We start from the raw sequence: 13,450 nt of genomic DNA, 5'->3' as shown, positions 1-13,450 counted from the left end.
AAGATTCATAGACAAATAAATTAATCAATATTATGGATGCAGCGTTTGTGTACTTCAAGCGCTGCATCTTTGTGTTAGTACCTAAAACAACTCATGTTTTCTTATCGCGGAGCAGGTATGATACAAGTATGACAGATAGTGAGCATCAGACTAGAAGCACTAAAACGGAACATCCGTACGTGTCGGAAAAACGTGAGGGTAAACCTTATGCTGAATGGATTGTAGCAATTATTATTGGACTTTGCGCATTATTGGCATTTATAGGATATGTAAAAGCCGCCACAGTTGTTATTTCTGTGACGGCTGTACTTCTAGGAGTTATGCGCTTAATTATGCGTCAGCGTAGCCCTTGGAAAGTTCGCTCAGTTGGCTTTGATTCTTTCATCAGTATTACGCTCGGCATAGGTTTGCTTATAACATACGCTTCAATTATATTTTTGCTATAATTTTATTCTTAAAGATTGTTCGCAACGTTATTGTCAGATACGTTTTGAACGTATTCATAGCTCATATCTGGTGCTACAGGAGCATCTGCTTTTGTGTCTGCAAAGTTTTGTATTGGTGCAGGATTTGTTTCATTTGATACAGCAGGTTTTTGTGCTGAGTTTGAAAGAAGCTTTGTTAATAGCAAAACTAGGCTAACAAGCGCTGCAGCAAAAATTGGAGCAATCCAGAATACCCACAATTGACTTAGTGGTTTAACTTCCAAATCATGAGAGTTTGCGAATAATGCAATGCCGGTAGAACGAGCAGGATTCAAACCAGCTCCTGTAATTTGATATGTAATGAAAGCACCAGCTGCGTATGCAATACCGATGTGTGTTGCATAACCGCATTTAGTATTACCTTCATGGTCTGTGCTGCGCAATGCAGTGGCAACAATCAAAATAACAGCAATAACTTCAACTAATAACGCAGATACTATTCCGAAAGACAAGTTTATTTCTTTTAGTTGACGTGCAGAAAGAGATGCCTTTTCGAATCCGTTTACTATTGAAACAAACCAATACTTTTTGTCAAAACCTGAGCCTTGGCCAACTTGTGATGGATTAATGCTTGAATTCTGCTGAGGAATAATAAGAATAAACAATCCTGCAGCTGCAATAGCACCAAGAACTTGGGCAACAATGTAGCATAATCCTGCAGTGTATGAAGTGCGTCCAGTAAGCATCGAAGCAACTGTTACTGCAGGGTTAAGATGGCCTCCAGAAACTTTAGATGCAATATATGTCGCTGCAGCATAAGCGATACCAGTGCCGGCGGCAATCATTAAAACATTGATTCCGTACATTACAGTAGTAAGAGAATAAAAAGTGTAAACAACGAACATCGCTAAAGCTGTAGCAATAAATTCAGTACCAATACGAACAATAAGTGGCGCAGCAGTTTTAGTTGTGCTGCACGGTGTATCTGTAGTTTTAATCATAACTTTCCTTAATTTTAGTTGTGCCGCTTTGTTAATGATTGCAACACAATGAAACCTAGGCTATACTATCACGGCTATGCCATACGGTAACATAGGAAGACGTGGTGTTTTTTGATTTATTGCAAATTTAATAAATTGCCACATAAATTAGTAAGTTAATGAGTAATGAATTGCTTATACTGCGTATTCTTAAGTAAATTCTGGCGCAAGTATGTATGTAATTCTTTAGGTCACGTTGGGAGAACGATGCCAAACGCATATTCCCGCGCCAATCAGGCGCATTCAGATGACAACAACGCCATTCGACTGCAAAAGCTGCTTGCTGAAGCGGGATTTGGTTCAAGACGCAAGTGTGAAGAGATTATTCTTGACGGGCGTGTTGAAGTAGACGACGAATTGGTTACAACACTTGGTACTCGAGTAGATCCAAAACGTCAAAAAGTGCGCGTTGATGGATCTCGCGTAAAGTTCAACACAAAGCTAGTAACGCTCGCATTGCATAAGCCTAAGCGAGTTCTTAGCGCAATGGACGATCCAAAAGGTCGCTTTACTTTAAGAGATATTGTTGGAGACAAGTACGAGCGAATTTTCCACATGGGACGCTTGGATTACGATTCTGAAGGTCTTATTTTAATGACCAACGATGGCGAGCTAAGCCAGCACGTAATGCACCCAAAGTATGAGGTTGAGAAAACTTATATTGCAACTGTTGAAGGCAAAATCAACGGTATGGTTTGCCGCCGCTTGGTTTCGCAAGGCGTGAATCTTGAAGATGGTTGGATTAAGCTCGACCGTTGCGCAATAATCGACCAGAATCACGACACAACCATGGTAAAAATTGTGTTGCATTCTGGCAAAAATCGTATTGTTCGCAGGATTTTTGGAGCCGTTGGTTTCCCTGTAAAGCGTCTTGTTCGTACGCAAATTGGCCCTATTAAATTGGGCGACTTAAAAGCTGGATCGTATCGCGTGCTTTCTCAAACAGAAGTGCGTTCGCTTTCTAAGGAGGTTGGCCTGTGATTTGTGTAGCAATTGATGGACCAGCAGGAGTAGGTAAGTCTTCTACTTCTCGTGCTTTAGCACAATACTACGGTTTTGCGTATTTAGATACGGGTGCAATGTATAGAGCTGCTGCTTGGTGGTGCTTGAAACAAGGTATTGATTTAAGCACGAAGCTTGAATTGGATGAAGAAGGAAATCCTGTAAATCCAGCGGATACTGAACGTTTTAATCAAATTATTGAAGCTGTTGGAGCCTTATTTACTGAAAGTGACGCTGACTTTAGTGTTGATCCTAAGAATCCTGTAGTGACTGTCGAAGGTGAGGATATTAGCGAAGAATTGCGTTCCAGCGAAGTTTCTTCGCATGTGTCTACTGTATCTTCGATTCCTGCAGTTCGCCGTATGCTTATTGCTGCTCAGCGAGCGTATATTGCTTCAGAGTCAGATGAAGATTCTTTCTCAGGCGGAGAGGGAATAGTTGCAGAAGGACGCGATATTACTACTGTTGTTGCTCCTAATGCTCAAGTTCGAGTGCTTCTTACTGCACGCGAAGAAGTGCGTCAAGCTCGCAGAAACAAGCAGAATATTGCGCAAGAAAATTTGCAAAATAATGAATCTAAAAATAATGAATCTGAAGAAGACGATATTCACGCTCGTGACGCTAAAGATGCTAAAGTTACGCATTTTCTTCAAGCAGCAGACGGTGTTACAACGCTAGATAATTCTGATTTGACTTTTGAGCAGACTCTCGATGCTCTTGTTGAAATGGTTGACGCTGCTATCGAGCAAGATGAGTACGACCGCTATGCTGCTAATCTTGAAGGCTACGATCTTGACGATGAAGACCGTGCGCTTCTTCGAGGCGACGAAGTAAGTCAAGACGATGCAAAAGACTCTAAAGCTGTTGGAGTAATCGCCATTATAGGTCGACCAAACGTTGGAAAATCAACGCTTGTCAATCGTATTTTGGGCCATCGTGTAGCTGTTGTAGAAGATACTCCAGGTGTTACGAGAGATCGCGTAAGCTACGACGCTGAGTGGGCTGGAACTAACTTTAAGCTGGTTGACACTGGCGGCTGGGAAGCAGATGTTGAAGGCATTGATTCTTCTATTGCTCAACAAGCGCAAATAGCAGTGCGTTTAAGCGACGCTGTGATTTTCCTAGTAGATGGTCAAGTTGGTTTAACAGCTACAGACGAGCGTATTGTTTCAATGCTTCGTGCTGCAGGTAAGCCTATTACTCTGGCAGTTAACAAGGTTGACGATGCTAGAAGCGAGTATTTGACTGCAGAGTTTTGGAAGCTCGGAATGGGTGAGCCTTACGGAATTTCTGCAATGCACGGCAGAGGCGTTGGAGATTTGCTTGATGCAGCTCTCAATTCTTTGAAGAAAGCGAATAAAACTTCAGGATTCTTAACTCCAGAAGGACTTCGCAGAGTTGCTTTAGTAGGTCGTCCAAACGTTGGTAAGTCTTCGCTTTTGAATCATTTAGCTCATGAAGAGCGATCTGTTGTAAACGATTTGGCTGGAACTACTCGTGACCCTGTTGATGAGGTTGTGCGAGTTGACGGCGAGGATTGGCTGTTTATTGACACTGCTGGTATTAAGCGCAGGCAGCACAAGCTTACGGGTGCTGAATACTATTCTTCACTTCGTACGCAAGCTGCGATTGAACGCTCGGAACTTGCTTTGATTCTTTTCGATTCTTCCCAGCCTATTGCAGAGCAGGATTTGAAAGTTATGAGCCAGGCTGTGGATGCAGGTCGCGCAATCGTACTTGTGTTTAACAAGTGGGATTTGATGGACGAATTTTCCAGACAGCGCATGGAACGCTTATGGAAAACTGAGTTTGAGCGCGTAACTTGGGCTGAGCGCGTAAATCTTTCTGCAAAAACAGGATGGCATACGAATCGTCTTGCGCGCGCTATGCGAACAGCTTTAGACAGCTGGGATAAGCGCATTCCTACAGGCAAGCTCAACGCTTTCTTAGGGCGTATTCAGTCTGCTCATCCGCATCCTTTGCGAGGCGGAAAGCAAGCGAGAATCTTGTTTGCCACGCAAGCTTCTACGCGCCCACCGCGTTTTGTAATATTTACAACTGGCTTCTTAGAGCACGGATACCGTCGCTTTATTGAGCGATCACTTCGAGAAGAATTTGGATTCGAGGGAACTCCTATTCAAATCTCCGTAAAAGTACGAGATAAGAAGAAGCGCAAATAAAGCGCGATTAAGTCACAAGTAAGTTGGTGTTAAGTAAAGTAGGAGCGTATATGGCTGGTTTGAGCGAGTTAGCTTTCGATTTGCATCATGCTAGCGAAGATGAGATTTTTCAAGCATTTGTTGATTGGGTTAAAGATAACAAACATGTAGATTTGTGGCCGCATCAAGAAGAATCCATCATGGATTTGCTTGCAGGAGACCACGTTATTTTAAACACTCCAACAGGTTCTGGAAAATCTCTAGTAGCACTCGGCATGCATTTCACAGCACTCGCCACCGGCAGACGCTCCTACTATACTGCGCCAATTAAAGCTCTCGTATCCGAAAAATTCTTCGATTTAGTAGCTATTTTTGGGCGTGACAACGTTGGTATGATTACAGGCGACTCGCATATTAATGCGGATGCTCCAATAATCTGCTGCACGGCGGAAATCTTAGCAAATCAAGCTTTACGTGAAGGCGTAAATGCTGAAGTTGATTGCGTTGCAATGGACGAATTCCACTACTATGGTGATCCAGAGCGTGGATGGGCTTGGCAAGTTCCGCTGCTTACACTTCCAAATACGCAATTCTTACTTATGAGTGCAACTCTTGGAGACGTAACGGATATTGCGGAACGCTTAGAAAAATCAACAAAAAGAAACGTCGATATTATTGCAGACGCTCCAAGACCAATCCCACTCGAATATGAGTACACAGATAAGCCACTTGCCACAACTGTAGAACTCTTATTTAACAAGGGTTTAACGCCAATCTACGTAGTTCATTTTTCGCAAGACGCAGCTCTAGAAACAGCTCAAGCGCTAGCTAGTACGGGAGTTTCTAGCAAAGAGCAGCGAGACAAAATTGCTCAAGCGATTAAAGGCACTAAATTTACTACAGGCTTCGGCAAAATTTTGCAAAGGCTACTGCGCACAGGCGTTGGCGTACATCACGCTGGCATGCTTCCGCGCTACCGCAGGCTTGTTGAACAGCTAGCTCAGCAAGGATTGTTGCCCGTTATTTGCGGCACAGACACTCTTGGCGTTGGTATTAACGTGCCAATTCACTCTGTTGTGCTTACAGCGCTAACAAAGTTTGATGGGAATCGTAGTCGCAAGCTTCGCGCTCGCGAGTTTCATCAAATTGCAGGTCGTGCAGGCAGAATGGGGTTTGATACAGAGGGCTTAGTAGTTGCAGAGGCTCCAGAGTTCGAGATTGAAAACGCGCGCGCTGTTGCAAAAGCTGGCAATGACCCTAAGAAGCTTAAAAAAGTTAAGCGTAAGAAGGCTCCAGAGGGCTTTGTTGTTTGGGGCGAACCAACGTTTACTAAGCTTATTGAAAGTGCTCCAGAAACTTTGAATCCTCATATGGTTGTAACGCATTCAATGATTTTGAACGAAGTTACGCAAGGCGGAGACGCTAGAGCACGCGTTGAAAAACTTATTGAAGATAGTGCGCAAAAGCCGCAAGATAAAGAGAAATTGCTTGAGCGTTGCAACGATATTTTCCAAACTCTGCTCGATACTCAAGTTATTGAATCTAAAAAGCGCGCGAACGGTTCTTGCGATTATGAGCTTGATGTTGCAATGCCTGAAGGCTTTGCGCTGGATCAGCCGCTTTCTCCGTTCTTGCTCGCAGCTTTGGAACTTCTTGACCCAGAATCTCAAAGCTATGCGCTTGACGTAATTTCTATGGTTGAAGCAACTTTAGATGACCCTAAGCCTGTTCTTCGCGCGCAGGAGCGTAAGGCTCGCGATGCTGCAATGGCTGGTATGAAGGATGATGGCATTGATTACGAGGAGCGCATGGAACGCTTAGCTGAAGTTAGCTATCCTAAGCCTCTTGAGGATTTGCTAGCTCCTGCTTTTGCGCAATACCGCAAGGACGTGCCGTGGGCAAACGACTACTGGCTAAAGCCTAAATCTGTGCTTCGAGACATGGTTGAAACCGTCTCTGATTTTACTGGATACATTTCTCGTTATGGCATTGCTAGAAGTGAGGGAACGCTTCTTCGCTACCTTTCGGACGCTTACCGTTCGCTCGCTCGCACTGTGCCAGAAGACATGCTTAACGAAGAATTGCGTGATATTATTTCGTGGCTTCGTCTTGTTGTGCGCTCTATTGATTCTAGTCTTGTTGACGAGTGGGAGAGTGCAGGAGGTTCGGACGCTGAAGCTAATGCTGTAACTACGGCTGCGCCTGGAACTTCTGAGTCTGTGGTTGAGGATCGTCGTGGACTTATTGTGTTGATTAGGAATGCAATGTTCCGACGTGTGCAACTTATGGATTTGGAAGATGCGGATACTTTAGGAGAGCTTGACAAAGCTTGGGGTTATGGCGTTCACGAGTGGAATGATGTGCTTGACGACTATTACGATGAGCACGAGTATGTTGGAATAGATGCTAAGGCTCGAAGTGGCGACTTGTTTATTTTGGATGATTCGCTTGAGAAAAGTGAACATTCGTGGAAAGTTCGGCAGATTATTGACGATTCAGATGGGGATCATAATTGGGCTATTACTGGCGTTGTCGATTTAGATACAACTCAAGACGAAGGTGAAGTTGTGTTCTTTGATTACCAAGTTTCGCACGTGTGATTTTTAAAAATGTGTTAACAGAATACGAAATGCAAGACGCAAAATGCAATCGAACGTTTGTTCTATATGTAGTGTAAGCTGGTATTTATGGAGCAGGATTTATTTGCAGCAAGTAGCGCGCCGAGTGATGTAACTCGTCCGTTGGCAGTGCGTATGCGCCCGAGCAGTATTGAAGACGTGCTAGGGCAGTCGCATGCTCTAAAAGAAGGTTCTCCTTTGCGCAGGCTTGCAAATCCGCAATCTAAAGGTTCTCTTACTGCTCCAAGTTCTGTTGTGTTGTTTGGTCCTCCGGGAGTTGGCAAAACTACGCTCGCTTATATTGTTGCTCGTCAGTCTGGTCGCGTGTTTGAAGAGCTTTCTGCTGTAACTTCTGGAGTTAAAGACGTTCGAGCGGTACTTGATCGCGCGCATGAGCGTTTAGTTAGTAATGGTCAAGAAACAGTTTTATTTATTGACGAAGTTCACCGTTTTTCTAAATCTCAACAAGATGCTTTGCTTCCAAGCGTTGAAAATCGCGACGTAACTTTTATTGGTGCTACTACTGAAAACCCGAGCTTTTCAATCATTAAGCCGCTACTTAGCAGATCAATAGTTGTTAAACTTGAGTCACTTAGCGTTGAAGATTTACACACTCTTATAGAACGTGCACTAACTAGCGAAAATGGTCTTAATAATCAGCTTAAAATCGACGATGACGCTATTGATTCTATTATTCGCTTAAGTGGGGGAGATACTCGCAAAACTCTCACTATTTTAGAGGCGGCTGCAGGGGCAGTAACAGGAGATGTTGCGTTACAGCATGGCAAAAAGAAACCTGTTATTACTGCCGATGTTGTTTCTAACGTAATGGACACTACCACAGTTCGCTATGACAAAGACGGCGACGATCATTACGATGTGATTTCTGCTTTTATTAAGTCGATGCGCGGAAGTGATGTTGACGCGTCCTTGCATTACTTAGCGCGAATGCTTAGAGCTGGGGAAGACCCGCGTTTTATTGCCAGACGAATTATGATTGCTGCTGCAGAAGAAGTTGGCATGGCAGCTCCGCAAATTTTGCAAGTAACTGTTGCTGCAGCTCAAGCTGTTGCTTTAATAGGAATGCCGGAAGCACGCATTATTCTTTCGGAAGCTGTAATTGCTGTAGCAACCGCTCCTAAATCAAACGCAAGCTATAATGCTATTAATCAGGCTTTGCAAGATGTTGATGCTGGAAATATTGGTCAAGTGCCTCTTCATTTGCGAAACGCCCCGACTGCTTTGATGAAAAGTTGGGGAAACCATGATGGGTACAAGTATGCTCACGATTATCCGGGTGCTGTGGCATCGCAACAGTATATGCCAGATGAGCTAGTTGGTCGCGAATACTATCAGCCGTCGAATCGTGGCTACGAGCATGAGCTTACTCAACGCTTATCTCAAATCCGTGCCATTCTTCACAATTCTGAAAATAAAAATAATAAAACTAATTCGTAAATGTTTTATTTATTTATTCACGCACAAGCATAATGTGTTCAACGCTGTCTAATGGGGATACGCGGAACAAAACAAAACGATTGCCGATTACTTGCACGACTTCGGCACCGAGCTTTTGAGCAAGTGCATCAGCAGCTTCTTTGGCGCTTAATCCGGAACCATCTTGCACAGCACACTTCATGAGCTCGTGGTACTGCATGGTTTCGTCTGCTTGCTTCACAGCTGCATCAGTAATATCGTTCTTGCCAACGTATAAAAGTGGGCTAAGCGTATTAGCGAGCGCGCGAAGTTGCTTAATCTGCTTCTTTGTCAATGCCATAAGGAGTCCTTTCAAATGCAAGTTTTATAACGCAAATATTACATAAATTACATAGTGCTTAACGGATTATACAGTATATTGCGCATTGTTGCATGTGATAATACAAATTTATTTATTGCGCATTTATTCCGTAGTTATTCCGTATTTATTGCGCTTGCTGCAAAAGGTGAAATATTTTCAAAATTTTTTATTACAAAGGTAGCATTTTGCACACAATAATCGCGCTTACAACACAAAGAGTAACTACTAATAGCAGTACATCTTTTATACGCATTTTCCATGAGTGCAAGTGAGTTCTTTCAGCTCCAGGCGTGTAACAGCGTGCATCTAATGCGAGCGCAAGAATGTCAGCATGGCGAATTACTCCTGCAAAACCTGGCACAATTAAAGCTGTTATAGCGTGTACTCGTTGTTTAAAAGAACCATCGCGAATGCTACTTCCGCGAGCGATTTGCGCTAGTGCCACAGAGTGCGCTTCTGCGCTAAGCGTTGGTAAGAATCGTAGCGCTAGGCTCATAATAAGTGCTATTTCTTGCGTTGGTATTCCAATATGTCGAAGTGGTGATAGTAATCGTGTGCAAGATTCGTTAAGCGTTGTTTGGCTCATTGTTAGTACTAGAACTGCTCCAATGATAATAACAAGCGAGAATCGTGTTGCAAAAAGTATTGCATAGTTAATTCCATCGGTTGTAATAGGAATAGTTGCAATATTTGCTAGCACTGTGCCGGTTCGCACTGCGAGAATATTAAGTAGTCCGGAGAAAACAAATATTGCAATAATCATGTGCAACGAAGCAATAAGTTTAACGAATGGTATTTTTGCAGCAACAGTTAGAGTAAATGTTACAAAAGCAAGAATAGCTAACTGTATGTAGTTAGTAATACTAAAAGCACTTAGCATAAGAATAAAGCATGATAGAAGCGTTGCGCGTGGGTCAAAAGATTGAAGTAACGAAGTTGTTTTTGCTTTTGTGGAACTTTCTTTGTTTTTGGTATTTTCAATATTTTTTGCTGTGCTGCATTCTTTATTGCTTGCTTTATTCCTTGTTTTTAATGTTACTAGTCTTGCGCCTAAATTTTCTGCTTCTTGAAGATTATGCGTAATAAGTATTATGGTTACGCCTTGATTATGTAGCATTCCAAGAATTTTTCGGATACGTAACGCAGCTTCAAAATCTAATCCAGCTGTTGGCTCATCCAGTACGAGTACGCGTGGCTTGCAAGCTAAAACGCCAGCTATTGCAACAAGACGCTGCTGACCTCCAGAAAGCGCAAAAGGTGATTTTTCAGCCAAATTCTCAAGGTTCAGTAAGCGTAGTGTTTCATCCACACGTTCTTTAAGAGCACTGTCTTTTAGCCCAAAATTTTTTGGCCCATAAGCGACATCGTTCCGTACTGTATCAGCAAAAAGCTGTTGTTCTGGCAGTTGCATAACGTAGCCAATTGTTTGATGTAGTTTTTGTCGTATTATTCTAGATGTTTTACCTTTAACAGATATGCCATGTACTGTTATATTTCCTGAATTGGCTTTTAACAATCCACACATTGTTTTAGCAAGAGTTGATTTACCGCAGCCGTTTTCGCCCATTATTGCAACTGTTTCGCCGCTTTTAACAGTTAGTGAATAATCGTCAATAACAGCTGGAGAAGTTTTATCATATTGAACAGTTAGTCCGGAAATTTCTACAGCGATATCTGACTTATTTTCTTTGAATCTGCTATCTGTTAAGTTCTTGTTCTCGCTAATTTTAGTTACATGATTATTTGCTAATTCAATATTAGAAAAGTAAGTTTTTAAACCATTAAAGCTTATTTCTTTCAGGTTACCATTTTCTAGTAAAAGTATGCGATTTGCGCGTTTGCATTCCTCAAAATTATGTGTAATTTGAACGATAGTAGTGCCATTTTTGTGCAAATTATCAAATAAAGCATCAACGTCTTTACGTGCGAACGAGTCGAGCATAGAAGTAGGTTCGTCAAGAACAAGCAGTTTAGAATTCATAGCAATAGCACTTGCTAAAGCTACTCGTTGCTGCTGTCCGCCGCTCATAGTGCTAGGGTCAGCGTAACGTTTATCTTCCATATGAACAGTTTTTAAAGCTTCACTGATACGCTTATACATTGCTTTTTGAGGGAATTGCAAATTTTCTAGTCCAAAAGCAACATCTTCTTCAGTAATTGTGGTAATAATCTGGTCTTCAGGACTTTGGAAAAGTGCACCAATATATTTTCGTGCATTTTTATATGATTCAGCACAAGCAGTAGTATTTTCAAAAACTTTTTCGTCGCACAATGTAACATAACCGCTATCTGGAGCTGTTAAACCTGCAATAATTTTTGCTAAGGTTGATTTACCAGAACCGTTTAATCCCACAATTGCCACGCGTTCGCCAGGATTAATTGTAAGACTTAAATTATTAAGCGTCCAAGTTTTTCCATCATCGTAGCTAAAGCAAATATTTCGCAACACTACTTGCGAATTGTTTTCAATCATGTGCTTCTTAGCTTCGTTCATGCTATTACTTGTGCTGATATTATGCATAACTATTCCGTTTGGGATAATTATTTATTTTCGTGTAGCAGGTTAGAAATTGGTTTGTAAATAAGCATAGTTACTACTACGTGCAAAGCAAGTTTAATAATATTAAATGGCAGTAATGCTGGAAGAATAAGAGCCGCAACCTGCGAAACAGTTATGTGAGCGTAAAGAGGAGTAATAACAAGATTTCCACCTATTGCAAGAGCAATAGCAACAATCGAGCCTGCCAAAAGTGCAATGATTGCGCCTTTTTTGGTATGCATTTTTTTGTATACGATTGCTGCTGTAACGCTAGCTCCTAAAGATACTAGCACTGCCATAACTGTGCCGAGTGGATTGGTAAATAAGTGTGGTGCAAAGCCGAGTATGCTTACGATTGCTGCAGCTGCAGGACCATACGCGAATCCTGCTACGAGACACACGATTCCAGAAGGATCGTATTTAAGATAGCTGAGGTCTGGAATAAGCGGGAATTCTATGAAACTTACCGCCATTGAAAGCGCCACGAATAGAGCGTATTTTGCTATTTTTTCACTAGACCAGTTAGAATTCTTTGCATAAGTTTGGTGATTATTTGTATTAGAAATGCCCATGATGGGTCTCCGTTTCTTTCATCCGGACTGTAACCGTTGGCTTCGGAATTTAACCGAATCAGCAGCTTGTAAGCTGCTCGCGGGCTTCAAAAACGCATGAAACACGTATTTTGTTACCGCCAGTAAGGATTTTCACCTTCCCTGAAACTAACTATTCTTTTGTATCTCATGCTAAGAACATTGTTGTGATAATTGTGTGGCGAGGGTAGGTGCGAGAATACAAGTATGAGCAATACGAGTGCATCAAAAAAAATTAGTACTAATAACGCAACTAGCATTGATAAATTAGCTATTGTTGTTGTCACTTATAAGCGTCAAGAGCTTTTGGAGAATTTATTCCATTCGTTTGAATGTTTAAAAGAATGCCCTTGGCGTATTGTCGTTGTTGACAATGAGTGCAGTGACAAAACCGGCGAAATGGTTGCTCGTCTTGAAGCTTCTTTAACTAATCGTTGGGGTAAAGCTCAAAAAGATTGTGAAGGCAATGAACTTCATGTTGTGTATGCTCCGCAAGATGAAAATCTTGGTGGTGCTGGCGGTTTTAGTGCTGGTGTTAAAAAAGCTTATGAACTTGGAGCTAAGTGGTTCTGGGTTATGGATGACGATGTTGAAACAGTGCCTGAATCTATTGAGCGTCTTGCTCCTTGGACTAAGCGTCACGCTGTTGTTCAAGGAAGTCGTTTAGATTACGACGGCGGTAATTTCTACTGGCAGTATGATTTTTTGGTTCCGCTTGGTATTCCAAATCCTATTGCTCCTGCTGCTTTCGGCAGAGCTGGATACAAAGTTATGAATACGATGTGTTTTGAGGGCGGCTTGATTCGTCGAGATATAGTTGAAAAAATCGGCTTCCCGGATTCGCGCTACTTTATTTACTGGGATGATACTACTTACGGGTATCTTGCGAGTAAGGTTACGAACCCTATTGTTGTTCCGGATATTATTCTTCGTCGCACTCGTGATATTCCTAATTGGGATATTGCAGGAGTGCGTCAGCTAAATTCAACATCGGACATGAATCGTTATCATATTATGCGAAATAGAGGCTTTATGGCTCGCTACTTTATGGTTTATGGTGATTTTCGTCCGTTTATGTTTGCGCTTGGAACTGCTTTAACAGCTGCTAAAGAGATTATTCGTTTGATTGCTGTCGATCGTGAGCATATTATTTCGGGTATTGGTAAATTGTTTACCGGTTGGATTGATTCTCGAAAAATTTTGCACGATCAAGACTGGAAACCTATGCCTTCGTTGAAGTAGAAGTTAGTAAACAGTAAGCGTGTCGTATCAGATATAC

At 42.1% G+C, this 13,450-nt stretch carries 10 protein-coding genes and 1 riboswitch; of the genes, 6 read left to right on the top strand and 4 right to left on the bottom strand.

Going from position 1 to position 13,450, the window contains the following annotated elements; all coding sequences use genetic code 11:
- The first annotated feature begins 128 nt into the window (after nt 1-128).
- Nucleotides 129-446: a hypothetical protein gene (locus HXT37_RS04630; protein WP_012914210.1), complete on the top strand. Its 318-nt coding sequence runs from the start codon at nt 129-131 to the stop codon at nt 444-446.
- An 8-nt stretch (nt 447-454) separates the two neighbouring features.
- Here HXT37_RS04630 and HXT37_RS04625 read toward each other — a convergent pair whose 3' ends face one another.
- Nucleotides 455-1,426, bottom strand: coding sequence for an MIP/aquaporin family protein (locus HXT37_RS04625; RefSeq protein WP_004108851.1), 972 nt, complete (start codon nt 1,424-1,426; stop codon nt 455-457).
- Between the two features lie 246 nt (nt 1,427-1,672).
- Between HXT37_RS04625 and HXT37_RS04620 the strand changes: the two genes are divergently transcribed.
- The 4 genes from HXT37_RS04620 (at nt 1,673) to HXT37_RS04605 (ending at nt 8,702) form a co-directional block, all read left to right on the top strand.
- On the top strand, nt 1,673-2,446 hold the full coding sequence (locus HXT37_RS04620) for a pseudouridine synthase (protein WP_041160499.1): 774 nt from the start codon (nt 1,673-1,675) through the stop codon (nt 2,444-2,446).
- Nucleotides 2,443-4,647 (top strand): bifunctional cytidylate kinase/GTPase Der, encoded by a 2,205-nt coding sequence (gene der / locus HXT37_RS04615; RefSeq protein WP_102155121.1) that lies wholly within the window; start codon nt 2,443-2,445, stop codon nt 4,645-4,647. The genes HXT37_RS04620 and der overlap by 4 nt, the downstream gene beginning before the upstream one ends.
- Before the next feature lie 50 nt (nt 4,648-4,697).
- Nucleotides 4,698-7,226: a DEAD/DEAH box helicase gene (locus HXT37_RS04610; RefSeq protein ID WP_103013862.1), complete on the top strand. Its 2,529-nt coding sequence runs from the start codon at nt 4,698-4,700 to the stop codon at nt 7,224-7,226.
- A gap of 87 nt (nt 7,227-7,313) precedes the next feature.
- Nucleotides 7,314-8,702, top strand: a complete 1,389-nt coding sequence (locus HXT37_RS04605) for a replication-associated recombination protein A (protein ID WP_102703135.1) — start codon at nt 7,314-7,316, stop codon at nt 8,700-8,702.
- 13 nt (nt 8,703-8,715) lie between these two features.
- Here HXT37_RS04605 and HXT37_RS04600 read toward each other — a convergent pair whose 3' ends face one another.
- The 3 genes from HXT37_RS04600 to HXT37_RS04590 form a co-directional block, all read right to left on the bottom strand.
- Nucleotides 8,716-9,021, bottom strand: a complete 306-nt coding sequence (locus tag HXT37_RS04600; protein WP_004108863.1) for a YhbY family RNA-binding protein — start codon at nt 9,019-9,021, stop codon at nt 8,716-8,718.
- Nucleotides 9,022-9,211: 190 nt separating this feature from the next.
- Entirely contained in the window at nt 9,212-11,536 is a 2,325-nt protein-coding gene (locus HXT37_RS04595; RefSeq protein ID WP_416091195.1) for an energy-coupling factor transporter ATPase, read from the bottom strand.
- 47 nt (nt 11,537-11,583) lie between these two features.
- A complete protein-coding gene (locus HXT37_RS04590; RefSeq protein WP_004108872.1) occupies nt 11,584-12,153 on the bottom strand; it encodes an ECF transporter S component in 570 nt (189 codons plus the stop codon).
- A gap of 6 nt (nt 12,154-12,159) precedes the next feature.
- Nucleotides 12,160-12,306: riboswitch (FMN riboswitch) on the bottom strand.
- Nucleotides 12,307-12,378: 72 nt separating this feature from the next.
- Between HXT37_RS04590 and HXT37_RS04585 the strand changes: the two genes are divergently transcribed.
- A complete protein-coding gene (locus tag HXT37_RS04585; RefSeq protein WP_004108875.1) occupies nt 12,379-13,413 on the top strand; it encodes a glycosyltransferase in 1,035 nt (344 codons plus the stop codon).
- The last annotated feature ends 37 nt before the right edge of the window (nt 13,414-13,450 follow it).

Origin of the sequence: Gardnerella sp. DNF01151 (genome assembly GCF_049244235.1) — a bacterium.
In the GTDB taxonomy this organism is placed as follows: domain Bacteria; phylum Actinomycetota; class Actinomycetes; order Actinomycetales; family Bifidobacteriaceae; genus Bifidobacterium; species Bifidobacterium swidsinskii.
This window is presented reverse-complemented; position numbering and strand designations above follow the sequence as displayed.